General features: G+C 48.6%; 24 protein-coding genes. 2 read left to right on the top strand and 22 right to left on the bottom strand.

Annotated elements, in window-relative coordinates; genetic code table 11:
- Nucleotides 1-25: 25 nt before the first annotated feature.
- From ACFQ3W_RS21070 to ACFQ3W_RS21060, 3 genes are all read right to left on the bottom strand, one after another.
- Nucleotides 26-1531, bottom strand: a complete 1506-nt coding sequence (locus ACFQ3W_RS21070) for an AAA family ATPase (RefSeq protein WP_379321210.1) — start codon at nucleotides 1529-1531, stop codon at nucleotides 26-28.
- Nucleotides 1524-2057, bottom strand: a complete 534-nt coding sequence (locus ACFQ3W_RS21065) for a hypothetical protein (RefSeq protein WP_379321209.1) — start codon at nucleotides 2055-2057, stop codon at nucleotides 1524-1526. Before ACFQ3W_RS21065 ends, ACFQ3W_RS21070 begins: the two co-directional genes overlap by 8 nt.
- Nucleotides 2058-2301: 244 nt before the next feature.
- Entirely contained in the window at nucleotides 2302-4458 is a 2157-nt protein-coding gene (locus tag ACFQ3W_RS21060; protein WP_379321208.1) for a glycoside hydrolase family 3 C-terminal domain-containing protein, read from the bottom strand.
- Between the two features lie 128 nt (nucleotides 4459-4586).
- On the opposite strand from ACFQ3W_RS21060, the gene ACFQ3W_RS21055 reads away from it, so the two are divergent.
- Complete coding sequence (locus ACFQ3W_RS21055) at nucleotides 4587-5588, top strand: AraC family transcriptional regulator (protein WP_379321207.1); 1002 nt, start codon at nucleotides 4587-4589, stop codon at nucleotides 5586-5588.
- A 454-nt stretch (nucleotides 5589-6042) separates the two neighbouring features.
- On the opposite strand, the gene ACFQ3W_RS21050 is transcribed toward ACFQ3W_RS21055, so the two are convergent.
- The 16 genes from ACFQ3W_RS21050 to ACFQ3W_RS20975 all read right to left on the bottom strand — a co-directional run bounded on the left by ACFQ3W_RS21050 (nucleotide 6043) and on the right by ACFQ3W_RS20975 (nucleotide 21195).
- On the bottom strand, nucleotides 6043-6528 hold the full coding sequence (locus tag ACFQ3W_RS21050; RefSeq protein WP_379321206.1) for a cell wall elongation regulator TseB-like domain-containing protein: 486 nt from the start codon (nucleotides 6526-6528) through the stop codon (nucleotides 6043-6045).
- Nucleotides 6529-6600: 72 nt separating this feature from the next.
- Nucleotides 6601-7899 (bottom strand): amidohydrolase, encoded by a 1299-nt coding sequence (locus ACFQ3W_RS21045; RefSeq protein WP_379321205.1) that lies wholly within the window; start codon nucleotides 7897-7899, stop codon nucleotides 6601-6603.
- A complete protein-coding gene (locus ACFQ3W_RS21040) occupies nucleotides 7889-8566 on the bottom strand; it encodes a redox-sensing transcriptional repressor Rex (protein WP_379321204.1) in 678 nt (225 codons plus the stop codon). Before ACFQ3W_RS21040 ends, ACFQ3W_RS21045 begins: the two co-directional genes overlap by 11 nt.
- 9 nt (nucleotides 8567-8575) lie before the next feature.
- A complete protein-coding gene (gene dinG, locus ACFQ3W_RS21035) occupies nucleotides 8576-11437 on the bottom strand; it encodes an ATP-dependent DNA helicase DinG (protein ID WP_379321203.1) in 2862 nt (953 codons plus the stop codon).
- Nucleotides 11438-11611: 174 nt separating this feature from the next.
- Nucleotides 11612-12244: a tetratricopeptide repeat protein gene (locus tag ACFQ3W_RS21030; protein WP_379321202.1), complete on the bottom strand. Its 633-nt coding sequence runs from the start codon at nucleotides 12242-12244 to the stop codon at nucleotides 11612-11614.
- Between the two features lie 120 nt (nucleotides 12245-12364).
- Nucleotides 12365-12748 carry an aspartate 1-decarboxylase gene (panD, locus tag ACFQ3W_RS21025; protein ID WP_379321201.1) on the bottom strand — a complete coding sequence of 128 codons (384 nt, stop codon included), beginning with the start codon at nucleotides 12746-12748 and terminating at the stop codon, nucleotides 12365-12367.
- Entirely contained in the window at nucleotides 12742-13644 is a 903-nt protein-coding gene (gene panC, locus ACFQ3W_RS21020) for a pantoate--beta-alanine ligase (RefSeq protein WP_379321200.1), read from the bottom strand. The genes panD and panC overlap by 7 nt, the downstream gene beginning before the upstream one ends.
- Entirely contained in the window at nucleotides 13644-14510 is an 867-nt protein-coding gene (gene panB / locus ACFQ3W_RS21015; RefSeq protein WP_379321199.1) for a 3-methyl-2-oxobutanoate hydroxymethyltransferase, read from the bottom strand. The genes panC and panB overlap by 1 nt, the downstream gene beginning before the upstream one ends.
- Before the next feature lie 267 nt (nucleotides 14511-14777).
- Entirely contained in the window at nucleotides 14778-15758 is a 981-nt protein-coding gene (locus tag ACFQ3W_RS21010) for a biotin--[acetyl-CoA-carboxylase] ligase (protein WP_379321198.1), read from the bottom strand.
- The gene (locus tag ACFQ3W_RS21005) at nucleotides 15740-17083 is read right to left on the bottom strand and encodes a CCA tRNA nucleotidyltransferase (protein ID WP_379321197.1); all 1344 of its coding nucleotides are present in this window, start codon (nucleotides 17081-17083) and stop codon (nucleotides 15740-15742) included. The genes ACFQ3W_RS21010 and ACFQ3W_RS21005 overlap by 19 nt, the downstream gene beginning before the upstream one ends.
- A 45-nt stretch (nucleotides 17084-17128) precedes the next feature.
- Complete coding sequence (gene bshA / locus ACFQ3W_RS21000; protein WP_379321196.1) at nucleotides 17129-18289, bottom strand: N-acetyl-alpha-D-glucosaminyl L-malate synthase BshA; 1161 nt, start codon at nucleotides 18287-18289, stop codon at nucleotides 17129-17131.
- A 37-nt stretch (nucleotides 18290-18326) separates the two neighbouring features.
- Nucleotides 18327-19040 carry a bacillithiol biosynthesis deacetylase BshB1 gene (gene bshB1, locus ACFQ3W_RS20995; protein ID WP_379321195.1) on the bottom strand — a complete coding sequence of 238 codons (714 nt, stop codon included), beginning with the start codon at nucleotides 19038-19040 and terminating at the stop codon, nucleotides 18327-18329.
- Nucleotides 19037-19459, bottom strand: coding sequence for a methylglyoxal synthase (gene mgsA / locus ACFQ3W_RS20990; RefSeq protein ID WP_379321194.1), 423 nt, complete (start codon nucleotides 19457-19459; stop codon nucleotides 19037-19039). Before mgsA ends, bshB1 begins: the two co-directional genes overlap by 4 nt.
- Before the next feature lie 17 nt (nucleotides 19460-19476).
- On the bottom strand, nucleotides 19477-20280 hold the full coding sequence (dapB, locus tag ACFQ3W_RS20985; protein WP_379321193.1) for a 4-hydroxy-tetrahydrodipicolinate reductase: 804 nt from the start codon (nucleotides 20278-20280) through the stop codon (nucleotides 19477-19479).
- A 20-nt stretch (nucleotides 20281-20300) separates the two neighbouring features.
- Nucleotides 20301-20831: a tetratricopeptide repeat protein gene (locus ACFQ3W_RS20980; protein ID WP_379321192.1), complete on the bottom strand. Its 531-nt coding sequence runs from the start codon at nucleotides 20829-20831 to the stop codon at nucleotides 20301-20303.
- A gap of 55 nt (nucleotides 20832-20886) precedes the next feature.
- Nucleotides 20887-21195 (bottom strand): nucleotide pyrophosphohydrolase, encoded by a 309-nt coding sequence (locus tag ACFQ3W_RS20975; RefSeq protein WP_379321256.1) that lies wholly within the window; start codon nucleotides 21193-21195, stop codon nucleotides 20887-20889.
- A 174-nt stretch (nucleotides 21196-21369) separates the two neighbouring features.
- Here ACFQ3W_RS20975 and ACFQ3W_RS20970 point away from each other — a divergent pair, with 174 nt between their 5' ends.
- Nucleotides 21370-22245 carry a YitT family protein gene (locus ACFQ3W_RS20970; protein WP_379321191.1) on the top strand — a complete coding sequence of 292 codons (876 nt, stop codon included), beginning with the start codon at nucleotides 21370-21372 and terminating at the stop codon, nucleotides 22243-22245.
- A 16-nt stretch (nucleotides 22246-22261) separates the two neighbouring features.
- On the opposite strand, the gene ACFQ3W_RS20965 is transcribed toward ACFQ3W_RS20970, so the two are convergent.
- The 3 genes from ACFQ3W_RS20965 to ACFQ3W_RS20955 form a co-directional block, all read right to left on the bottom strand.
- On the bottom strand, nucleotides 22262-23161 hold the full coding sequence (locus ACFQ3W_RS20965; RefSeq protein ID WP_379321190.1) for a sporulation protein YpjB: 900 nt from the start codon (nucleotides 23159-23161) through the stop codon (nucleotides 22262-22264).
- Between the two features lie 56 nt (nucleotides 23162-23217).
- The gene (locus ACFQ3W_RS20960) at nucleotides 23218-23844 is read right to left on the bottom strand and encodes a DUF1405 domain-containing protein (RefSeq protein ID WP_379321189.1); all 627 of its coding nucleotides are present in this window, start codon (nucleotides 23842-23844) and stop codon (nucleotides 23218-23220) included.
- Nucleotides 23845-23961: 117 nt separating this feature from the next.
- Nucleotides 23962-24837 (bottom strand): menaquinol-cytochrome c reductase cytochrome b/c subunit, encoded by an 876-nt coding sequence (locus ACFQ3W_RS20955; protein WP_379321188.1) that lies wholly within the window; start codon nucleotides 24835-24837, stop codon nucleotides 23962-23964.
- Nucleotides 24838-24867: the final 30 nt, after the last annotated feature.

The raw sequence follows: 24867 nt of genomic DNA, 5'->3' as shown, positions 1-24867 counted from the left end.
AAAAAAAATAACCGGCATAATGATTTTATGCCGGTAAACGGACGCTGTCACGAAATTGACAACGGAATTGATCGCCGGAAAGGCGTTCTTCCTGAAATAGGATATCTAAAGATTTGTCGAACACTGCCGAATGTTGCAGAAGTGTTTGCTTGGTTTTTTCGGCAAGTTCCTCCAAAATTCGAGCATTTTCATGCATCAGTACTTCGGTTGTCACCATATCCATATTGACGATTCCAAGGGAGGTTAGTCCCGAGGTCATCATCGTGTGGACAATGTTCAGGGCTTGCTCAAAATCATTGCTTGAACCTGTACTGCGTCCGCCATAGTAAATTTCCTCGGCCGCTGCGCCGGCCAAAGCAATCATGATTTGGCCTTCCAGGTAAGCTTTCGTGTATAAATACTTCTCATCCTGCGGGTTGTGACGAACATAACCGAGCGCTCTCCCCCGCGGGCTTAAAGCAACCTGACTCACGCTTCCCGGTGCGACCACTTCAGCGGCAATCGCGTGACCAAGCTCGTGGATTGCAACGCGACGCTTCTCTTCTTCCGTCGCCTGCCGATCCGTTTTCTCACCCAGCATAACTTTATCGATCGCCATCGACAGATGGGCTTGACTGATCTGTTCCAACCCGTCTCTCATTGCATAGATCGCCGCCTCATTCATGACGCTTTCGAGCTGCGCTCCCGAGAAGCCGAACGACTCTTCAGCTATTTTTTCCAAGTTGACGTTCGTTTCAATCGGTTTATTCTGTGCATGAAGCTCGAGAATGTGCATACGGCCTTTTTTATCCGGGAGATCCACCTGAATGTGGCGGTCAAATCGACCCGGGCGAAGCAGGGCGCTATCCAGCATTTCCTTGCGGTTTGTTGCAGCGATCAACAGAATCCGCGGTGTTTCGGAGGAGTAAATGCCATCCATTTCCGTCAGCAGCTGATTTAACGTTTGATCATATTCCCGCTGCTGTCCGCCTTCTCTTTTGCCCCCGATAACTTCGATCTCATCAATAAAAATAATTGCGTTCTCTTTATTTTCTTTGGCAGCACGGGTTCGTGCTTCTTTAAACAGATCGCGTATGCGGCTCGCACCTACACCGACATACATTTCTACAAATTCACTGCCGGAAGCGGCTACGAACACCGCATTGGTGTAATGGGCAGCCGCTTTTGCCAAGAGCGTCTTCCCCGTTCCGGGAGGACCCGTCAGCAAAATCCCTTTGATCGGCCTGATGCCAAACTTAGAAATCTCCTCGTGCCTGACCATGAAGTCAAGCGCTTCACGCAGCTCCAGCTTGGCGCTCTCCTGACCTCCAATTTGTTCAAATGTCAGCTTAGCCAGTCCTTGCTTCTTACGATTTTTGTCCTGTGCAGCTCCAATCGTAATTCCACCGCTGCGCAGCTTAATCGCCGCAAACAATACGCCAAACATGATTAGGGCGATGATGAACGGAACAACATCCACACCGATCACACCAAGAAAAATAAGCAACACTGGGACAACGCCGATCGCTACTTCAAGCATCCACTTACGCATTTGGCCATGCCCCCACTCGTTCAGGAATCCGCGGCAAAATAACGTATTTGCTCGCCGTGCCATCCGTCAGCGTCACATACACATTGTCGTCATCCATCACTGCAGTAGCCTTTACCGACTTATGGGCAAGCTCCATTTGCTTCAGAGCGTTCGTAATCTCGGTGTACTGCTTGTTTTCCATCGCTTGAGCGATCGAGAACATCGATTCCTGCCATAGCTTGTCCAGCTGCGGTGACGAATGGTCCTCTACCTCCAGCTTCAGCTTCCGGTCCCCGATGAGCTTCTCTCCGTCCTTCTCAATTTGACGGACTAAGCCTCCAATGTCGGTTCCGGGCTTTAATTCCAGCTTCAGCCCCATCTCATCTGGCGTGATATTAAGCTGAACATGATTAACTCCCTCATACTTGTTAACGATTTTTTCTAGCGGACTTTGAATGGCCCACTCCCGGTATATAAACCATCCGCCAAACAGTACTACGGCGGTAATAGTAACACTCATCAAGATCGGTCCAATACGCAATTTCACGTAAATGTCCCCCTTATCTATGCGATATTCGCTATATTTTTGTATATCTCAATCACGTATTTGAGTATATCATATTCGTATATCTTTTTTTATATAAAGTGTGAAAACATTTAAAATTTTAAAGACTTTTTGTATCCTAATCTGAAAATTTTTACTAACTTGTTGACAAAAACAAAGCCCGGCTCACCATCTTAGGTGAACCGGGCTTTACTCCCTGCAATTAATAACCTAACAAGATCTATGATTAAACTTCCAATTCAAGCGCTGAGACGAGCTTAATTCCCGCTGCCCTCTTTCCGGTCAGCGAGCAGCTTCTTTCGTCAGGCTGAGAGGTTCCGACATAAACCGTATAGCCGCCTATGTGCAGTCTTCTCTTCCCTTCCTCATCATATAAGGCGAAGACGGTCACGGGTAAGTGTACAGTAATTTCTTTCGATTCCTGCGGCAGCAGATGGATTTTGTGAAAAGCTTTGAGCTGAGGATTGGGCGTTCCCTCCCGTTCAGCTTTAACATACACCTGAATAACCTCTCCTCCAGAAAGAGTTCCATCGTTGCAGAGGGTCATAGAGATTCGAATTCCTCGTTCGGTAATATGATCCGTATCCACCGTTGGCGCGGTCAGGGTGAAATCAGTATAGGATAAACCATAGCCAAATGGATACAAGGCTTCTCCTGTCATGTACCGATATGTCCGGTTCTTCATCGAATAGTCCGTGAACTCGGGCAGCTCCTCTCGCTCGCTATAGAAGGTGACGGGCAGCTTTCCCTCAGGTGAGAATTCGCCAAACAACGCCTCGGCGATCACCCGTCCACCCTGCGCCCCTGGATACCAGCCCTGAAGGATAGCCGGAATATGTTCGTCAGCCCAATCGAGCGCTAGAGCACTGCCGGACAAAACAACAAGGACAACCGGTTTTCCACAGTCGTAAACGGTCTTAAGTACATCCTCCTGAATACCAGGCAGCCTCAGGTCAGGCTTATCTCCACTCGCAAATTGGTTTCCGGCGTCCCCTTCCTCGCCTTCGAGCCCGGAATCCAGCCCCAGGCAGACGACGACCACATCGCTCTCCCTGCACACCGCCTTCACCTCAGAAATACGATCATTGCTTTCACCCAAACCGCTGATTTTGTTCCGATACAAATGACAGCCCTCGGAATACAAAACGCGGATCTCTTCTCCTACATAATCCTGAATACCTTCGAGTATCGTGATATAGCGCGAAGCCGTTCCCTCGTAATTACCTACCAGTGCCCGCCGATTATTCGCATTTGGACCAATGACGCCTATCGTCTTGATCTTCGTTTTGTCGAGCGGCAGCAGTTGGTTTTCGTTCTTCAACAGCACAAGGCTTTCCCGCGCAGCCCTTCTGTTCAACTCGCGCATGGTGGCCGAATCGACTTCTGCGTAAGGTATGGAGGAATAGGGAATCTGCTCAGCGTCATCAAATAGCCCCAGCTTCATTCTTGTCGTAAACAGCCGGGTAACCGCTTCATCAATTTGCTGCTCCGTGACGAGACCTTCTTTTACAGCATCCTTCAGAAACAGGAACATACTCCCGCAGTTCAGATCGCACCCCTGATTCACGGCGAGCGCAACCGATTCAACCGGGTTTGAAGTGACCTTATGATGCTCGTGGAAATCCTTGATCGCCCAGCAGTCCGACACCACATGACCGTCAAAATGCCACTGCTCCCGCAAAATATCCCGAAGCAGCAGCTTACTGCCGCAGCAGGGTTCTCCATTGGTCCGGTTATATGCCCCCATCACAGCCTCAACTTTTGCTTCCTCCACACAGGCCCTGAAAGCCGGTAAATAGGTTTCATACAAGTCTTGAGTTGAAACGACCGCATCAAACCGATGGCGAAGATCCTCCGGTCCGGAGTGAACCGCAAAATGCTTGGCGCAAGCAGCTACTTTCAGGTAGTTATCATCATGGCCCTGAAGCCCCTGGATAAAGCGTATACCTAGCCGAGAGGTCAGATACGGATCCTCTCCGTAGGTTTCATGGCCCCGCCCCCACCGTGGATCTCTGAAAATGTTGACATTTGGGGCCCAGAAGGTCAGGCCTTTGTAAATATCCGTATCGCTGAAATCCTGCTGGGCATTGAACTTGGCTCTGGCTTCCGTGGCGATATGATCGGCCACTTCTTCGAGCAGGTCCTCATCAAATGTTGCCGCCAATCCGATCGCCTGAGGAAACACCGTAGCCACTCCGGCCCGTGCCACCCCGTGAAGCGCCTCGTTCCACCAATTATATGCCTTCACATTCAGCCGCTCGATGGCTGGGGCAGTATGCACCATTTGATGGATCTTTTCATCAAGGGTCATTTGTGAAACAAGCTGCTTCGAGCGTAGTTTGTACTCATTGATCTTCTCTTCGTCATGAACTAGTTCGACCATGGAAACCCCACCTGTCCTTCATTTGAGAATATAAGATTTGAATTGTAAAATATGACAAATGCATGATATCATTTTGAATACGGTTTCACTCTACTTTATTATATCGGCATACATTTGGCGGTTTCTTCGTGAATTTAGCTTTCGGCTCCTCAAATATTGCTCAATTGGCCACGCAGCGATGTGATAGATTGGGAGTGAATGTCTTTGATTTGATCGGAGTGCTTCATCAATCTGACCAAAGAAAGGGTGGGTTGCAGTTGATCGAAATGCTGGATGGCTCCAAGGAAACCGTCTCCTATCGAGAACATTTTGGAATACGTATTTACTTGAATAAAGAAGCCGAGGATTACCCGATCCATTGGCATACCGCCGCCGAAGTAATCATGCCGCTCGAAAGTATTTACACCGCAGTTGTGGACGGTACCCAGCATGTTCTAAACCCCGGGGACATTATGATTATCCCGCCCGGCGAACTGCATCAGCTTTTTGCTCCTAATACCGGAGAGCGGATCATTTTGCAATTTGATTGCGCCCTGCTCTATCATTTGAACGGCTTAGATTCCACGTATCATTTACTCCGCCCCTGCCTTGTCATCACTTCCGATCAGGAACCTGAGCTGCACGAGGCTTTGAAATCGCTCTTGCACGATTTGACAAGTGAATATTTCGGCAAAGCACTTCTTAAAGAGGCCTCTGCCTATGCGATGCTCATCCAGTTCTTCGTTTTGCTCGGACGCCATTTTATGAACCGGGAACGCCGTTTTTCTCACCGAAAAGGTCAGAAACAGCAGCACAAATACATCGATAAGCTTATGCAAGTCTGCACGTATATCAATGAGCACTGCACCGAGGATATTCAGGTTGAGCACCTCGCCGAGCTCTCCGGCTTCAGCAAATTTCACTTCATGCGTTTGTTTAAGCAATACATGGGCATGTCCTATTACCACTACTTAAGCCAACACCGCATCATGCATGCGGAAAAGCTGCTGATCGATCCGAATCTGTCGATTATGGAAGTGGCCATGAGCTCCGGCTTTGGGAGTTTGCCCACCTTCAATCGAGTTTTTAAAAACATGAAGAAATGTACTCCTTCGGAATATAAAAGTCTGCATGGGGTCCATACCTTTTGAAAATAACCTATAAGTAAAAAAACAATTGACTCCTTTGAACGTTGTTGCTGTAAATTTTTCTTCTTGACCATATGCATTCAACCGAAAGGTACGGCACGTAGTTGTAAAAAGTACATCTAATCCGTCCGAACTGTTCATTTTTCCCACTTTAGTTGCAAAATGTACATTTAAATCGGGCCTAAATCCCATTCATCAGCCTACGAGCCCTATTTAGCTGTATTTTTTGCATCTACTTTTCTCCTACCCTGCAAACGTGATGAAATAACTGCACTAAATACATCTACTCAACACTGGGCGACGGGCGATGGGCAACAGGCGACGAGCCCGCAGCTTGGTAGGGGGCGCCGTCCTTGTAATCTTCGTAAAAAAAGATGACTCCTGATGGATATCAGAAGTCATCTTTTGTCAAATAGTCGCTTTATAACGGCCAGGCTAACAATTGGTAAAATCGCCATTACCGGTTCGGTAGTGTAAACACTTCCTCAAGCGGCTCCCCCTTACTAAAATCGAAGAAGCGATAGTAATGGTGATCTTTCTCTTTATAGAATAGCTGCCAAACGAGCTTATCGTTATAGACCCCCGGCAGCAGTCGAACGATCTTTATACCAGGCAATCGATCCTTGATGAGGGTCCGAACCTGATCCTCCGAAACGCCTTCCGATAACAGCCGTACTTCCGGTGCATGATCTTTTCTCAACCAGACCATCATATCTCGGCCAGATTCGTCCTTGCCCTTGACGACCCAGCACACTTCATCCCATACCGACTTCCATACTTGATCGCTTTCCACCAGACCCGACTCCTGCTTTGCCTGCTGAATGGCTGCCGACTCACCATTCCAATAATCCTGATTAACGTAAATATAAAAGCGGTGAAGTCCAAAGAGCACGAGCAGCAGGATCAGGAGGGAGAGCAGGAGCCATTTGGTTCTCTTTCTCAACCTTCTCTTCCTTTCTCCGAAGTAGGCAGTCGAACCCGCCAGATTGAAGCTGCGGATACTGCCAACTGTAATCTAGCGAGCTAGCAGACCTTCAAATGCTGCCTGAGCCTCGAAGCGAACCTTCTCTTCATCCAGCGTGAGGCAGGCCCCGTGTTTAACCACCTGCTTGCCGTTAATCCATACATGCTCGACATCCTTCGGACCAGCGGAATAAACGACATGGGAAATGTAGTCCGTTTTCGGCAGAAAATGAGCTTGCTCCGTATTCAGCGCGATGAAATCCGCCTTCATCCCAGCAGCCAGCCTGCCTGTGTTTTGCATGAAGAGCGATTTCGCTCCATACTCCGTTCCCATTTTGAGAGCTTCTAATGCTGGAACTGCGGTAGGATCGCCGGAAACACCCTTATGAATCAGAGCAGCCAACCTGATCTCCTCAAACATGTCGAGATTGTTGTTGCTCGCAGCGCCATCCGTGCCCAGTGAAACAACGACCCCTTTGCTTAATAGCTCCGGAACACGAGCCACACCGCTGGCCAGTTTCAGGTTGCTACCCGGATTATGCGAGACGGCAACATGATGTGCAGCTAACACGTAAATTTCCTCGTCCGTCAAATGCACGGCGTGCGCCAGCAAAGTTGGACGCGAGAACATCCCAAGTTTGCGCAGATGCTCTACAGGCCGAGCCCCATAGTCCTTGACATTCTGCTCTACTTCCGCAAGCGTCTCCGACATATGCGTATGCATTGGAAGATCCAGATCATGTGCCACCTGAACAAATTTCTCGATGTAGTCAGGCGGGCAGGTGTAAGGAGCGTGCGGCGAGATCATAGTCGTGATCCGTCCATCCGCTTTACCGTGCCAATCGCGGGCGAAACGGATAGCCTCCTGCAGCTTCTGATCCTGAACTTCAGGAGGACAAAGGCCGATCACCCCTCGCGTCAATACGGCGCGAATCCCCGATTCTTCAACGACCTTAGCCACTTGGTCCATATGGTCATACATGTCGAGGAACGTCGTTGTTCCGCCTTTGAGCATTTCCAGTACGGACAATGCTGTTCCGGCATAAACATCTGCCCCCGTAAACTTGGCTTCCATCGGCCACATCTTTTCCTGCAGCCAATTTTGAAGCACCATATCATCTCCGTATCCACGAAGAAGAGACATCGCCGCATGGCCATGCGTATTTACGAGCCCAGGCAGGAACAGCAATCCTTTGCCATCAAATGTTTCGGCCCCTTCTACGCCTTCCGGGCGCTGTTCACCAATGTAAGTGATCGTATCCCCTTCCACAAGCATATATCCGCGAACGATGGTACAATCTTCCTTTAACACGGCAAACGTACCATTCTTAATCAACCACTTACGACTCATAACTTACCGGTTCCTTTCCATCCTCCAAATAATAAGCCAAGCTTAACAAATCCGTTGTAAAGTCAGCCGCATGGATTCGAACTTCCGGCGGAACCTTTAATACCGTCGGTGCAAAATTCAAGATAGCTCTAATTCCAGCCTCAACCAATTGATCAGCAACGCGTTGAGCCTCAAAATCCGGGACTGTAATAATTCCGATGCGGATGTTATTAGCCTTGACCATGTCGCCTAGATCATCGATGGGCTGAATCGTAATATTGTTAATTTGCTTGCCGATCTTCTCAGGCGAAGCGTCAAAAACGGCCACGATCTTCATGTTATCTTTTAAGTATGCATTATAGTTAGATAGTGCTTGACCAAGATTACCAGCACCCACCAAAGCAACATTGATTTGCTGGTCTAAATTCAAAATTTCTTGAATTTTCTCGATCAGATAAGCGACATCGTATCCAATGCCTTTTCGCCCGAAATCGCCGAAATAAGCGAGATCCTTACGAATTTGCGCCGGATTGAGGTCCAGCTTCTGGCCAAGTTCTTGCGAAGAAACCGTAGGTACCTCGCGGCGGCTCAGTTCATTCAGAAAACGCAGGTATACCGGCAATCTGCGAACGACAGCATCCGAAATTTTTTCTGATTTCATACTTTGTTTCCCCCTATTCTGGCGCAAGATTGAGGACTATGATTGTTCCTCAGGATTCAACCATTCCGATATGCGTGGAACCATTTGACCAAGCGGCATATGCTCCATCTTCGGACCTGGCAAAGAGTATAGAAAATATTTTCCGTAATATGATTCCAAGATGCGCGTATCATACACGATCACGATTCCCCGATCCTGTGAGGTACGGACGAGTCGTCCAAATCCTTGCTTAAAACGAATGACAGCCTGAGGCACTGACAGCTTCATAAAAGGATTTTTCTTCTCCTTCTGCAGCCGTTCGCTCTTTGCCTCCACAAGTGGATGATTCGGCGGCTGAAAAGGTAGACGTACAATCGCTAAGCTCGTTAAAGCCTCACCGGGAATATCTACTCCTTCCCAGAAGCTGCTCGTTCCGAGCAATACCGAAGCATCCTGTCCCTGAAACCGACGGGTCAGCTTCGTACGGCTGCCGCTGTCCATGCCTTGTCCTATGACGGTGATCCCTTCCGCGGACAGCAGCTCCTTTAGTGGGTCGTAAACCTGGCGGAGCATGCGGTAAGACGTAAACAGTACGAGCATGCGTCCCTTCGTGGCGATGGCTGTATCCGCCAACGACCGAACCAGCGTGGTGACGAAGTGATCATCACCAACGCTTCCTTTGACGCTAGGAAAATCCCTCGGAATGACCAGCAATGCCTGATCCCGGTAGTTAAACGGTGACGGCAGCATCGAGGTGATCAACCGATCCTCGGAGGCCGCTTCCTGCAGCCCCAATTGCTCGATCATGTACTGAAACGATTTGTCAACCGATAAAGTTGCCGAGGTCATGACCACGCTTTTCTTACTGTCGAAAAAATACTCCTTCAGTTGGGCGCTCACATCAATGGGAACAGCATACATTTGCAAAGACCGGCTGCGATAGTTTCCGTTACCCTCCATCCAATAGACGGTATCTTCGCCATCTAATTTCATGAAGAAGCGCAACGCCTCGCGTTCGGTTCCCAAGTCCTTAAGCAAACCGCTGATGTCGGTCAGCAAGCTTTCCGATCCGATATCGTCCTGCTCTTCCCTGATTTGACTGAGCAGGCGTTCTCCTTTGCGCAGCACGTCCCCAAGCGAGACATAAATTTGGTTCTCCAGCGCAGCCAGCGTGTCCCAATCCTTCGGCTTCTTATGCGGCAGCAGCCGAAAAACGAATTGACCAGGATCTCCAGGCGCAGCATCACTGCGTTCCGGCATAAGCGTGAACAGCAACTCGTTTAGCTTGTCCCAGGTCTCTTTCACATCTACAAGCGTAGGATAAAAGCTGTCAATAACGGAGCACCACTCAGCCGACTTTTCGTTTACCGAGCTTTGCAACTGGATACGCAAATTCGGAAACTGGCCTGTCTTACTATCTTTGAATAGGCGGGTTAAGGTGTGAATGACTGTAAAATACTTCATATTAATCCCTAAATGTTTGCCCGCCACATCCTCCAGGTGATGTGCTTCATCGATGACCAGACGCTCATAGCCCGGAAGCAGTTGATGACCTGCCTGAATGTCCGTAAACAATTTGGAATGATTCGTGATGACCACATCCGCCACACCGGCTTCGTGCTTCGCCCGGTGGTAGAAGCATTTTCGAAACCACGGACACGAACGACCTAAACATGAATCGGACTCGCTTGCGACTGTCTCCCAAAAATCATTTCCGCGATTTCCTAAGTTAAGCTCCTCGTCATCACCGTTTATCGTTTGTGTCAGCCACACAATCATTTGTGCAGCCGTCATCACCTCTTCTTTTGGCGTTGTGAAGTCTCTTCTGTTTATTTTATGTTCAAATTTACGCAGACACAAATAATGTTGTCTTCCCTTAAATACAGCCGCCAGAAAAGGAAACGGAACGACCTCGGTCAGCAGTGGGATATCTCGCTCTCTAAGCTGCTCCTGAAGGTTAATCGTATGTGTACTTACCATAACCTTCTCATCCTGTTTAACGCTATGATATATTGCAGGAAGTAAGTAACCTAACGATTTTCCGGTCCCTGTTCCAGCTTCTACCAAAAGATGTTTGTCCTCGTCAAAGGCCTTCATCACTTCATGAAGCATCATGTTCTGCGCTTCCCGTTCCTCATATTGCGGCAGGCGCTCACGCAGACGTTCACGTACCTGATCCATAAACTGCTCGAAGGTGATATCCTCCAGCGGATTGTCCAAAAGCGCATTTCGAGGCGTTTCGATATCCATCCAATCCTCAGCTTGCAGCGCAAATTGACGATAGTACGTAAATCCGCCTTCATTCGGATTTGCCTCGCGTTCCTTTTCCTGAAGCAACGCATCAAAGAACCAACCTAAGTCGCTGTCCTCGCCGGCAAACAAATCCACTAATCGCTGTATGGTCAGAAGCGGTAGGCTTTCACATTCTTCAAGGCACTTCAAAAAAATGAGCGCCGTTGCCAATGCATCACTGTCGGCCTGATGTGGACGATCGTGCTGCACATCAAACTCCGCCGCCACCATGCCAAGCTGATAAGACATGAGTGATGGAAACATGATTTTCAAGAAATCCATCGTATCAAGAATCCTGCCCGTAAAGGGCAAATAACCCGTTTTGTCCAATGCACTTTGCAAATAGTTGAAATCAAAGGCTACATTGTGCCCGACAAGTACGACATCATTCAGAAGCGGAACCATCTCCATCATCACTTCGTCTAGCTCCGGAGCATCCTTCACATGCTCTTCCGTGATCCCGGTGAGCCCGGTAATAAACGGAGGGATCGGGATACTAGGCTTAACGAAGGAGTTATACACCTGAGAAATCGTCCTATCCGGTTCTATAATCGCAAGTCCCACTTGAATGATTTCATCAAAGGACTGATTGCCTGTAGTTTCAAAATCGAGCACTGCATATTTCATTTGCGTATATAAGTCCCTTTCATTCCAGTCTACATTACAGCATAACAGAAGAATGCCAATTTGAAAATTAATACAATATCTCTATGTAAATTACATCACAAACAAAACGAGCGATGCGCCGCACTTCCTGCGGATGATCGCATCGCTCAGCTGACATCTACGACTCCAATATAATTACAATAATGACGTCAGTTCGTTGCTGTAGATCAGTTTCCCCTTACTGTTTAGACATGCCTCTAAGTTAGCTAAAGGCTCCGGAAGGGAAGGATCACTGTGATAAGCTAACGTAAAAAATTCTTTTGCCTTGGTAAAAGTTCCTTTTTGAGCTTCGATGCAGCCTAATGCATTGTAAATTACCGAACGCATTCGCTTATTTGTCGCAACCCTAAGCACCTGCTTGAAATGCTCGGTCGCTTCATCGCTTTGTTCCAGATGCATGTGGCACATCGCCAGATAAGTCCGACCAACCATACTTTCAGGAAACTGCTCAAGCAACTGCTGGAACTGCGGCAACGCCTCAGAAAACATCAGCAGCTTATAATACCCTTGGCCTTTGATGAATGGGACTGAGTCCATTTCGGGTAGCACTGGCATATCCTGTATGTCAATGTTTCCAATGTTTTGGCGCAGCACACCCATCTTCTCCTCAAAACAAAGCCATTCCTCAATAATTCCGTCGCTCATATGCTTGAGCAAACGCCATTTGTGTACAAGGTCCTGCTTTTGATCACCTTGGGCTACCGGATACTTACGGGAAATTTCGTCCAACATCTCATTCATTTCCGCAAAAACATGCTGAAACATCATTCACATCCCACCCTTAACGAAAATGAAATCAGTCCGAGCCTTAACTTCATTTTTTGTTTTGGACGGCCTTTTCATTCCCTTGACCAGGAATTGCATGTTCCGCGGTAAAAGCCGGCTAAATTAACGAATCACCGCATGCAGCTCTTGATTGGCTTTTTCGACGGTCCGATTGTTTTCGTCCACGAAAACGACGGTTGGCTTATGGCTACGCAGTTCCTCTGCGGACATTTGAGCGTACGATATAATTATTACATTGTCGCCCGGCTGAACCAGTCTTGCTGCCGCGCCATTCAAACAGATAACACCACTGCCACGAGGTCCCGGAATGACGTAGGTTTCTAGGCGAGCCCCGTTATTGTTATTGACGATTTGTACTTTTTCATTTTCAAGAATATCTGCAGCTTCCATCAAATTCTCGTCAATCGTGATACTGCCAACATAATTCAAATTTGCTTCCGTTACGGTTGCCCGGTGAATTTTAGATTTCATCATCGTTCTTAACATGACGTAAGCACCTTCTTTTCCAAAATGACATTGTCGATCAAACGCGTGGAGCCAAATTTTACGGCTAAAGCGATCAATACATCACTTCCAATTGAATCGAGCCGATCCGGATCCTCAAGCGCGGTTAGATCGGGAAACTTGGTAATTTCCACATAATCGATTTCCGCCAGTGGTTCGCTACTGATCGTATCGATCAAATCAGACCGGATGTCGCCTACAATCACTCCACCTACGCTTTTCGCTTTTTCCTCCACGAAGTGGAGGCTCTTAGACAGTACCAGCGCTGCTTGACGCTGCTCGGGGGTTAAATATACGTTTCGGGAACTTAGTGCAAGGCCATCAGCCTCCCGAACGATTGGACACGGAATAATGTCGATGCCGAAATTGAGATCCTTGACCATCTGCTTAATGACGGCGACTTGCTGCGCATCTTTTTGGCCAAAAAATGCCTGATCCGGCTGAACGATGTGGAACAGCTTGCCCACAACAGTGGTAACCCCGTCGAAATGCCCAGGCCGGGATGCGCCGCAAAGGCGTTCGGTTAGCTCTTCGACTTTGATCTTCGTACGGATCGGCTCAGGATACATCTCCTGGGCGCTTGGCATGAATACTACATCAACGCCTTCACGTTCCGCTAGTGCAAGATCCTTCTCCGCATCGCGCGGATAACGATCATAATCCTCATTAGGTCCGAATTGAATCGGATTTACAAAAATGCTAAGCACGACCAGATCGCTGATCTGGCGAGCTTTGTGCAGCAGACTAGCATGACCATCATGCAGATATCCCATCGTCGGAACCAGCCCGACCGTTAGATTTTGCCCTTTTCCCGCCGCAGCAAATCTTTCAGTCTGAATGTGCTCCCGAATCGCGCGGATCTCCGTAAAAACCTTCATTACCGTGTTTCCACCTTTCCCTTGCCGTATAAGTTGTCAAGTACGCCTTCTTCCGCTGCAAATACGTGCTCCTGAGCCGGGAAAGCGCGGCCTTTTACTTCCTTTACATATTCCGAAATGCCCTTTCGAATTTGCGTTCCGATATCGGCATAGGTTTTGACAAATCGTTTCTCCCGGTATTCAGGAGTATATTTTAAAACATCATGGTATACGAGAACTTGCCCGTCACATCCGCGTCCAGCGCCAATACCGATCGTCGGGATCGATAGCTCCTTGGTAATCGCCGTTGCCACTTCTTCTGTAACCAGCTCCAAAACGACACCAAACGCTCCGGCTCTTTCCAATGCCTTAGCATCTTCCAGCAAGCGTCGGGCATCCTTGGCATCCTTCCCTTGAACGCGATAACCACCAATTTGGTTTACTGACTGAGGTGTCAAACCGATATGTCCAAGAACTGGAACTCCGGCTTGGACAATCGCCTGAACCGCCATCGCGATCTCAGCCCCGCCCTCCATTTTGACGGCCTGAGCATGGCCCTCCTGCATTAAGCGGCGCACGTTTCGAAGCGTCTCGTCGATGCTTCCATGGTAGGTCATGAACGGCATGTCAGCAACGATAAACGTATTCTGTGCACCCCTAGCCACTGAACGGGTATGGTACACCATATCGTCAAGCGTAACAGGAATAGTTGAATCGTATCCAAGAACAACATTCCCAAGAGAATCGCCGACAAGCAGCATATCTGCCTCCGCTTCCTCCGCAAGTTGAGCGGAAGGATAGTCGTAAGCGGTGATCATCGCCAGCGGAATGCCATCCTGCTTCATTTTTTTCATTTTCACGATGTTTAAAGCATGTTTACCTGCCAATGTTCTTCCATCTCCTTCGGTTTTAGCTACTGCACGTAAAACTTACGCACAACAAAAAAACCTTTTAGTTTTGGCACTAAAAAGGTCCGAATCAAGGAAGAGTCAATTCTCGTCCCTTCTGTCTCGGTCCTCTTCGGCTCAGAGCAGAATCCAACGTAACTAATTCATAAAAACCAAACGATCTATTTCACTTGCTCAAGAAGTGCAGCTCGGAGCAAAAGCCGATACCGCCTTCTGAGCACAGTATAACAAATTACGTTACATTTTTCATCCACCAAGTTGTACTTCGCCAGAAAAAATAATACGATTTTCCCCGGACTCATCCAAAAGAGCCAATGCACCGGTCGAATCTAACCCCATTGCGGTCCCGGTAAGGTCGCCGCCGGTCGTCTTAACGGTAATGCGCTGCCCCAAAGTCACCGATAGGGCTTCCCATAGAATCCGAATCGGGGCAAAGCCTTCGCTTCTGTACAGCTCATACAGCTGCTCCATTTCGCGAACGACCTCACCGATCAGTACAGACCGGTCTATGCGCTGCCCTCCTTCAATGAGGAGCGACGTCGCAATGGAGCTCACCTCAGTCGGCAGCTCACTGCCTTCCAAATTGACGTTCATCCCGATCCCTACGATGCAGTATCGAATCAACTCATCTTCGCCGACCGATTCGACAAGAATGCCGCACACTTTTCGGCCGCCGACCAAGATATCGTTCGGCCACTTAATCCCTGCGTCTACTTCAGATACTCTTCGGATAGCTCGGCATACCGCCACCGCTGTGAGCAAGGTCAGCTGCGGTGCAAACGAGAGCGGCTGCTGCTCCGGGCGAAGCAGCAAGCTCATCCATATGCCTTTGCCGGGAGGCGAGTACCACTTTCGCCCCTGCCGTCCGCGTCCTCCCGTCTGCTCCTCTGCCAGGACTAATGTTCCTGAGGGGCTACCCGATTCAGCGAGACTTCGGGCCTCCTCTTGCGTAGACACCGTCGTTTCAAGCAGCTTGATTCTCTGCCCGAATGTCGTACAGCCTTGAAGCGCGTACAGTAAAGCGACATTCTGCAGCTTTTCCGGTTTTCTGATCAAGCGGTAGCCTCTCCGCGGAGCCGATTCAAACTCATAGCCTTCCTCACGGAGCTTCTCAATCTGCTTCCATACCGCCGTACGGCTAATGGCAAGCCGTCGGCTAATCTCTTCCCCTGATATATATTGCCCAGGATGCTCCTGAAGCATGTCGATTAATCGGCTTGATCCCATGTTTCTTTCACCACCGTGTTCGCTCGATCCAGCAGTGCCTGCTTCTCATTTTGCACGTCGCCGTAAGCAGTCGCCAGCAAAAGCTCTTTCATCAACTCGCCTAGCCAGGGGCCACCCTTCCGCCCCTTCATCTGCTGCACTTCCCCGCCGTTCACTGCCAGTTCGGATAAAGTATGTACACGAACCTCATCATGCCATATTTGTGCCCGCCTAAGCAAATTCTGTTCCTTTTGCCGGCCTTCATTACAATCCAACTTTGATATGCTCAGGCCCTGGCGAGTAAGCCAAAGCGCTGCCACGGATTTTCCAAACAAAATCTCGAGCTTAATCCACTCTCTGCGAAGCAGTTCCTCGCCGTTGTCACTTTTTCCTACAGCATCCATCTCTGACTTTGCCCTACTCCAAGCCTCGTCAAACCGGACGATCGCCGCTGTCTCCTGAGCCGTAGCATTGGGAAAGGTCCAGCTCTTCATATAAGAGGCGACCTCATCACCAGGTACGCCAAGCGTCTGAAACAACAGTGACCAGCGCAGAGCTTCGGGCGTGGCCGGAAGCTGATCTAATGCAGAAAGCAGCACTTTTTGCGCATGAAGAAATCCTTCTGAGTTCTCGTACTGTGGTAAGGAAACTTTGGCGTGCTTAAGAAGCCCGCTGCGCTCAAGCAAAGCGAGTCCGCGTAGAGGTTTAGGGCCAAGAATCGTTTTTTCCAGTTCAATTCTGATACGTTCTATGGCAATATAAGAAAGCTTATTTTTACCATGCATCAATGCCTTCCAAAGGCTTTTCACAGGCCGAAATCCAAAAACAGATGCAAATCGAATAGCCCGCACCATACGTAGAGCATCTTCTTCAAAACGCTCCTCAGCCACGCCTACACAGCGAATTACACCGCGCTCAATATCAGCTTGTCCACAAAACGGATCCGTCAGATGTCCATCAATGTCCCTGGCGATCGCATTCATTGTAAAATCCCGGCGCTGCAGATCCTCAGTGACGGCATCCACAAACTCGACCGAGGTTGGCCTGCGATGATCGGCATACTGCGATTCTTTGCGAAACGTCGTTACTTCAAAAGCGACGCCGCCCATAAGTACAGTAACGGTGCCATGCTGAATCCCTGTTGGGACGGTGTGCTCGAAAAGTCCGATAACGTCGTCCGGCTTGGCGGACGTAGCGATATCCATATCGTGAACAGGACGAGCCATTAGCTCATCACGTACACATCCCCCCACAAAAAAAGCCTGAAACCCGTGCTCAAGCAAAGTTTGCAGCACCTTTTCCCCCTGATCCTGCATCAGGGGGTCTACCTGTCTCCAGTGATTCATGTTTTCGTTAACCTCCAAAGTGTCCTCCGGCTACCGTGTTTTTCATCAGCTGCAGGTCGGCTTCAGTATCGGTAAAGGTCGATTCAAAACTCGATAATATATTTCCTCGTAATTCGCCATCGTTTGCTCACTACTAAAATCGCATCTAGCTCTCTTCAAACAGGCTGCCCGCATCCGCTCCGCCAAATCCGGATTTGTGAGCAAATTGATACAGTCTTTAGCCATTTGATCCGTATCCCCGATGGATGCCAGAAATCCGGTTTCTCCATGCTTCACCAGCTCGGGAATTCCTCCGGCCACCGTACCGACTGTAGGCACCCCGCAGGCCATTGCCTCGAGCGCCACAAGACCAAAGCTCTCTTTCTCCGAAGGAAGTAGCAGAACGTCGGCCATTGAGATAACATGGGCAATATCATCCTGTTTTCCTAAAAAATGAACTCGGTCGCATAGGCCCAGTTCTTTAATTTTACACTGTATTTTTGGCAACTCAGGTCCTTCCCCGACGAATAGGAGATGGCTTGGGATTTGCTCATTCACCTGGTGAAATATATCTACCACATCGCTGACCCTTTTCACCGGTCTAAAATTGGAAACATGCATTAACACCTTCTCATCCGCACCGGCAAAATCCTGCCGACAGTTTCGCGCATCCCGTGGATAATACACCCGCTCATCTACAAAGTTGTAGGTCAAGTCGATATCCCGTGATATGTCCAACACTTCCCGTGTTTCACGAATCAGGTCGCGAGATACCGAAGTAACGGCATCACTCTCGTTTATGGCTAGGCGAATCAAATCTTTCAGCGACTCATCCTGCGCGAGAACAGTAATATCCGTACCGTGCAGCGTAGTGACGACCTTGAGAGAGTCCCCTACCATGTGCTTAGCGAGAAATGCGCATACTGCGTGGGGAACAGCATAATGTACGTGAAGAATGTCCAATTCCTGCGTTTTAGCCACTTGGGCCATTTTGGTCGCTAACGATAAATCATAAGGAGGATATCTGAAAACGTAGTAATCGCTAACCTCCACCTCATGATAAAAAATATTTTTATGATAACTGCCTAATCGAAAAGGAACGCTATGCGCAATGAAATGCACTTCATGACCCTTCTCCGCCAAAAGCTTCCCCAGCTCGGTGGCCACGACCCCCGAACCGCCTAAGGAAGGATAACAGGTGATTCCTATCTTTAAAAATGAATCCATATGGTGGGGGCCTCCTTCAACTTGTTCTCTTTTCAGTTTATGACTTTGGAGTGCCGAATAGATTTACTTGATACGGAGTTTTTATCGCAAATCCTTCGGCATACGGAATGAGGTTGCGTTGTCCCAATAGTGCGTCCCTTGCTTTAACCCGCTCTACATAGCCTTGGTTAAGAGGAGTCTTAGCTACATCCTCCCCTGAAGTGCCTTGCCCAAATTGCGAGCGGTAGCAGCCCAGCGCTTGCTCCTTGACCTCATAATAATCGGTAACATCAACGAGAAGATCCGGTGATCTCCAATCGTTAATGAAATAGAAATACAGCTCAGGCTGATTGATCGCTGGCTTGTCCGGCATATATCGGCGAAGCTTAGCGTTGAAAGCCGCTTCCTCGACGATTTTGCTGCACGCAATATGGTCGGGGTGCCGGTCTTCCCAATAAGGCGCAAAAATTAACGTCGGCTCATGACGGCGAATGACCTCCGTCACTTCTGCGATTTGCGCACTCGTGGCAAACAATCCGCGATCCGGCAATCCCAAATTTAGGCGCATGGTCAACCCCAATGAAATAGCGGCGGCATCCGCCTCCTGCTTGCGCAGCTCAGGGTTTCCGTTGGAGGATAGCTCCGCTTGCGTTAAATCGCATATTCCAACACGAAAACCAGCCGCTACATGCTTCGCAATGGTGCCAGCCATCCCGATTTCGGCGTCATCCGCATGCGCTCCGAAAATCAGTATATCCAGCCGCTCACTCATTTCGACAGCCCCGGCTTGTTCATCTCAACCAGCTCGCGCCAGCCAAAATCACCGCGATCCAGCGCGCGAACGAGAATTTCCGCCGTCGCTACGTTCGTAGCCACCGGAATCCCGTGTACATCGCATAAACGAAGCAGCGCAGTAATGTCCGGTTCGTGCGGCTGAGCCATCAATGGATCGCGGAGAAAAATCACGAGGTCCATTTCATTCTGGGCGATCAGTGAACCAATTTGTTGATCCCCGCCAAGCGGACCGGATAAGTAACGGTGAATTTTCAGGTCCGTATTTTCCATAATTCTGAGACCGGTTGTTCCTGTGGAGTATAGCTTTTTGTCCTTAAACACATGTTCGTAGGCGATCACAAAGTTAACGATGTCATCTTTTTTGCGGTCATGAGCAATAAATGCAATGTTTAGCATAAGTCTTCTCTCCCCTGTTAATCCACAAAATGGTCGAATCCATAAATCATGCCTTCATACCCTAGCACTTTCTTGATCGCTAGATTAACCCCCGGCATATATCCGGCACGTTCATACGAATCATGACGAATTTTCAGCGTCTGTCCGAAGCCTCCAAATATGACTTCCTGCTGTGCAAAAACACCCGGCAAACGCACGCTGTGAATGCGAAAACCGTTGTAGTAACCGCCTCTTGCGCCTTCAATCGTTTCTTCCTCGTTTGGATTTCCTTGGCGCAGCTCCTGACGGTTCTTAGCGATGAGTTCGGCTGTTTTGACGGCAGTTCCAGATGGAGCATCCAGCTTCTGATCGCCGTGGTACTCGATTATTTCCAGGTGCGGGAAATATTTTGCCGCTTGTGCCGCAAACTTCATCATCAAAATAGCGCCGATCGAAAAATTAGGAGCGATCAGGCCGCCAATTCCGCGGCTATGGCACAGCTTGTCCAATTGTTCAATCTGCTCCGGGGTAAATCCGGTCGTGCCGACTACCGGTGAAACCCCATGTTTGATCGCCGTCTCCGTATTGGCATAAGCTGATTGTGGGGTGGTGAAATCAACCATGACCTGAGGTTTGCTTTCCAGCAAGGTGAGTTCCAGATCATCGCTTAATGTAACGCCGCAAGGCGGCAAACCTACCATTGCGGCGGCATCCAAGCCCACATCCTTCAAATTTACAGCCGCTACGAGCTGGAGCTCTGGGTCCTGTAACACCATCTTAACAACTTCCTTGCCCATTCTGCCAGCCGCTCCAGCCACGGCTACTCTAATTGGTTCCGACATGAATAATCTCCTCGCATTCTCTAGCATGATGAGTGATCGATATTAATTTTGAAACGTTGCTCCAATTCCTGCAGCTGCAAAGCCATACTTTGGTCCAAAGGCAGCGCTGACGCTTCCCGGACAGCTTGTAACGCCAGCTCGTATTGTTCCAGCTCACCGTAAGCAATAGCCAGCCAAACTTGAGCCTCAACGGAAAGTGGATCAAGCTCGGCTGCACGCTTTAGCAGCCTTGAGGCCGTTTCAGCGTGGCTAGCAAAAGCGCCGTCATCTTCCAAAAGCTTCTTAGCCATGTTGGTTAGCTCTTTGGATTGCATCCGATCATAATGAATTTTGTATTCATCCTGCTCGGGCTCCAGAGCCGATGCCAGCCGAGCATGCATCAGCGCTTTATCCAACCTGCCGCTCCGAGCGCAAGTAATCGAATAACGGTAATGCATATCTGCATGATCGGGCTGCACGGCCAGCGCCTGCTCGAACCAGTACTGCGCCTGCTCAAAATCATTCTCATATATGCTACGGTAAGCTTTTTGCAAAAATTGTTCCGCCTTCATCTGCCGCCCCCTTTCATCTAAGGGATGTCATAGTAACAGCATATGAAGGATCACTTTATTCGGTGTCCTTTTTCGTCCACCTATTGGCGTCTCGGGTAGCAAATTTATGCATTACCTTATCGTGAGCGTCTGCTAAATCAATGCCTAGCGAATTGGCAAAACAGATCGTGATAAACAAAATATCGCCGAGCTCCAGCTCAATCGAATTTTCAGCTTCACTCGGTTTCTTCGGCTTTTCACCGTAGGTATGGTTCACTTCCCGAGCCAGCTCTCCCACTTCCTCGCTCATGCGGGCCAGCATTGACAAAGGGCTGAAATAGCCCTCCTTAAACTGCGATATGTAACGGTCTACTTCGCGCTGCATTTCTGCGAGAGATTTGTCTTTCAACGCGTATCCCCCCGATATTTGTCCCGTTTTTCCCTATGTTAACGTAAAGGCGAAACGAAAACAAATCATTTTTTAATCGCCCTGGAAAAAGGTATACTAATATAGAATGTGTAAAAATATCATTTTTCTTTAGGACAGGTGATGGTAGAAATGAATTCGAACAAAATGATGGGTTTTATGAAGACACTCATGCCGATACTACTGGGAACGGCAATATACGCTTTTGGACTTCTTTATTTTATTATACCAAACCATCTCATGGAAGGCGGCGTTACCGGAATCACCATCCTTCTCAAATATGCATTAGGTGTTTCACCTTCGATCTCCAACTTATTGCTCAACATACCTTTGTTCTTACTCGGTTGGAAGGTTCTTGGTGGGCGGCAGATTTTTTATACCGGCATTGGCATCGGATCGCTAACATTTTTTCTTTGGTTGTTTGAACGTATGATACATAGCGGCTGGATTGTTCCGTTTGAGACTGAGCGGGATTACATACTCGTATCTTTATACGCTGGGATTACACTTGGCGCCGGGCTTGGCATCGTGTTTCGTTTTGGGGGAACTACAGGTGGTTCGGATATCATAGCGAGGATTTTGGGGCGCAAATATGGGTTCAGTATGGGCCAGGTTATTTTATCTCTGGATATCATCATCATCGGATTATCTCTTTTCTATATTAAGAAGGAAAATATTTTGTATACCCTGGTCGCCGTATTTATCGCCTCTAAGGTGATCGATTTCATTCAGGAAGGCGCATATTCCGCTAAAGCGTTTACGATTATTAGCGACCATGCCCCGGAAATCGCCGATATCATCACTAAGGATATGGAGCGGGGAGTAACTTTGATTCCGGCGATTGGGGCTTATTCCAAACAAGCGAAGCATATGGCATACTGCGTCGTCTCTCGTCAGGAAATTCGGCGACTCAACCAAATCGCCAAATCAGTGGATCCCCGTGCGTTTATTATTATTAGCGATGTTCATGATGTTCACGGGGAAGGCTTCAAGGAAGATGAGAACTAATTTTTATTTATCTTATCTATAAACGGAAACGAGCGGTTTTTTCGTCCTTTTTTTGCACCGCCATGACGACCTGCGTCGCCTGATACTTGCGGATGCCCGTGTAGCATAAAGCCAGCACAATCCAAGCGCCGATCAAACCGCTCCAATACCATGGATTATCATAACCGGTGATGGGAAGGAACACAGGTTCTTCACCCTTTCGGCCAAATAGCACACGCAGCATCCTTTCCCCTTGAGGTATCGCATTTTTCAAGGCTGCCTCGTCCATCGTTCTATCGTTGCTGAGGCGCTGGGCATATGACAACCACGATTCAAACTGGTTGATGATAGAAGGATCACGGCGGATTACAGCAGCCGGACGTATCAATTCATAATGCTCCTTCAAAGCTTGAAACGCAGCTCTTAGCTCAGCAGGGTTGCCCCCAACTCTCGCCTTGTTCATTTGTTGGAGATCGTCCGCCATCACCTTATAATACTGAAGCCACAGCGCCTTATCATGGTGCAGCAGGCTGTTGACCGCAAGGCGCAACCGAGCAGAGACCTTCGCCCATTCCTCCGGGACGATTTCGACTTTAGCGAGTGTCTCGCGGGCATCCATAATACTTTCAGCAAGCGCATGGATCCCCTCAACTGAAGTTAATCCCTTAAAAGAGACACCTTCTAGCGCAGCAATCAGCTGCTCCATATCGGTAAGTGATCGCTGCGTGTTTCCTTGCTGCATATCGGTATACAGCTTTTCTGCAGCCGCTTCAAGCTGCCGTAATTGACTCTTTTGCTCCTCTTGGGACAGTGTTGGCCCGTTAGATGAAAGCATTTTATCACCATCCGATTGTGCAGCAACAGCTGTATTGGATAACACCAAAGTTACAATGAGTAACAGAACCGGCAAAACTTGCTTGCTAAATAATATTTTCACGGACATCCCCCCTTACCATCATGGTATGGCAGGCTGTCCCACGTTAGAACCTTGCATCAAGCCCTTTTAGCCCCTTTGAGCGCCGTCCATCCGACGGCTATACTTGCACCTGTAAGTATTACCGTGAAGACCATAACCTGAGATACGTCATCCCAAAGTGTTTCTGGAAGCCAAGGATAAACCTGAAACGAATAATCCACCATGTCATTTAAAAACGTCCATGCCCCTGCAGCTGCCAGCATCATCGTTCCAAACTTATATAGGCGTACATACAGCAATGCTTCGACAGCCATTGCCAAATGGGAAGCCACAAGCATCCAGTCCTGCCAAACCAGTTCATTTCCTTGATAGGCACCAGCAAAAATAATGGATACTGCCCATACTCCGTATTTCACATTCGTCACAACCGCTAGTCCTTCGAGCAGCGTGCGCAGCCAAAAAAATCTACCACCTTTCGGTGGAAAGAGGAGGAATAGCAAAGTAAGCGTGAAAAACAGGCTTGCAGTAGGGCTGTCTGGGACAAATACGATTAACCAGTGAGGTAGGTTAAGCCAAGTATATTGCAGTTGCCCCCCGTACCATATATACCCATACACGGTTCCAAGCAAATTACAGATGAATAATGGCCATAAGAAATAGCGGGATGACAAAAAGCGGCGGCTCCAAAAAAGCGATAGTTTCAACGATAAATCCCCTTCCTTACCTGCTTTCTACAGCTTGTTGTATGTATTCCGCTCCGGATGAGCTTCAAAAAAAACCTGATCGTCATTAACGATCAGGTTTTCATTCTTTTTCCTATTTTACTGTTCTGATTTTTGTTTCGCAAGCCATTCGGCCAAGTGGTCAATATCCTTATCGGTCAAGCCGGCATTGATTGCCGTATCATACATAGGTGGCATCTTGCCATTGAAGCCTTCCTTAATGATCGTCAAGATCGCTTCCTTGTCATGCTTGTCACCTACACCGCGCAATGAAGGCCCAGCAGCCCCTTTCAAGTCTGCAGCGTGACAGGCAATACATGTAGCTTTGGCATATAACTCCATCGCCGGATCTTCCTTGTCAACAATAGCGACATCGTTTTGTTTGGGTGCACTCGATGTTGGCAAACCCTTCTGATGATTCTCACGAGCTTTCTCTTCCCGTTGAATATGTTCAGGCACCTGACCGGTAGCCGCCAACTCATGCTTATAGTGAGTCCAAGCAAAGTTCGTTAAGTATATAATCGCGGCTAGCGAAAGCAACATTAGCGAGGAAGCAATCGGACGTTTATAGAAGCGGCGTTCCCTCCCCCGATCAAGGAAAGGCGCTAACAAGAGACCTCCGAATGCAACACCTGGAATGCCAAGCGTACCAAGTACAACATAGTCCCCGGAAGCATATGGATACTTCAAATATTGGTACAAAAACAAGAAATACCAGTCCGGCATCGGAATGACCGAAGCGGTCGGATTTGCCGGAAAACCGAGCGGAGCCGGTTCCGAAATAGTGAGTACCAGAAAGCCGACCAGCACCACAACGCCGACCATCCATTCTTTCAGCAAAAAGTTAGGGATAAACGCTTCGGACTTGCCGGGATAAGCCGTATAATCAGGTGGAGTGATAAACCCTTTGCCTTTACGAACACGCGAATCACCAACGTATACGACCTTCTCCTTTGATTTGTCCACGTGAGCCATAGCTTTTTGCCTCCCTTCTCCATAAATATA

It is taken from the genome of Paenibacillus puldeungensis (assembly GCF_042678945.1).
In the GTDB taxonomy this organism is placed as follows: Bacteria; Bacillota; Bacilli; order Paenibacillales; family Paenibacillaceae; genus Fontibacillus; species Fontibacillus puldeungensis.
The sequence above is the reverse complement of the archived record's forward strand: the minus strand, read 5'-3'. Positions and strand labels throughout refer to the sequence as shown.

Coding starts and splice junctions, on each gene's coding strand:
- ACFQ3W_RS20970 (WP_379321191.1), top strand. CDS start 21,370: ATGAATTCGAACAAAATGATGGGTTTTATGAAGACACTCATGCCGATA.
- bshA (WP_379321196.1), bottom strand. CDS start 18,289: ATGGATTCATTTTTAAAGATAGGAATCACCTGTTATCCTTCCTTAGGC.
- ACFQ3W_RS20975 (WP_379321256.1), bottom strand. CDS start 21,195: ATGCAGCGCGAAGTAGACCGTTACATATCGCAGTTTAAGGAGGGCTAT.
- panD (WP_379321201.1), bottom strand. CDS start 12,748: ATGTTAAGAACGATGATGAAATCTAAAATTCACCGGGCAACCGTAACG.
- mgsA (WP_379321194.1), bottom strand. CDS start 19,459: ATGCTAAACATTGCATTTATTGCTCATGACCGCAAAAAAGATGACATC.
- ACFQ3W_RS21005 (WP_379321197.1), bottom strand. CDS start 17,083: ATGAATCACTGGAGACAGGTAGACCCCCTGATGCAGGATCAGGGGGAA.
- panC (WP_379321200.1), bottom strand. CDS start 13,644: ATGAAGGTTTTTACGGAGATCCGCGCGATTCGGGAGCACATTCAGACT.
- bshB1 (WP_379321195.1), bottom strand. CDS start 19,040: ATGAGTGAGCGGCTGGATATACTGATTTTCGGAGCGCATGCGGATGAC.
- ACFQ3W_RS21030 (WP_379321202.1), bottom strand. CDS start 12,244: ATGATGTTTCAGCATGTTTTTGCGGAAATGAATGAGATGTTGGACGAA.
- dinG (WP_379321203.1), bottom strand. CDS start 11,437: ATGAAATATGCAGTGCTCGATTTTGAAACTACAGGCAATCAGTCCTTT.
- ACFQ3W_RS20980 (WP_379321192.1), bottom strand. CDS start 20,831: ATGAAGGCGGAACAATTTTTGCAAAAAGCTTACCGTAGCATATATGAG.
- ACFQ3W_RS21010 (WP_379321198.1), bottom strand. CDS start 15,758: ATGGGATCAAGCCGATTAATCGACATGCTTCAGGAGCATCCTGGGCAA.
- ACFQ3W_RS21070 (WP_379321210.1), bottom strand. CDS start 1,531: ATGCGTAAGTGGATGCTTGAAGTAGCGATCGGCGTTGTCCCAGTGTTG.
- dapB (WP_379321193.1), bottom strand. CDS start 20,280: ATGTCGGAACCAATTAGAGTAGCCGTGGCTGGAGCGGCTGGCAGAATG.
- ACFQ3W_RS20955 (WP_379321188.1), bottom strand. CDS start 24,837: ATGGCTCACGTGGACAAATCAAAGGAGAAGGTCGTATACGTTGGTGAT.
- ACFQ3W_RS21045 (WP_379321205.1), bottom strand. CDS start 7,899: ATGAGTCGTAAGTGGTTGATTAAGAATGGTACGTTTGCCGTGTTAAAG.
- ACFQ3W_RS21060 (WP_379321208.1), bottom strand. CDS start 4,458: ATGGTCGAACTAGTTCATGACGAAGAGAAGATCAATGAGTACAAACTA.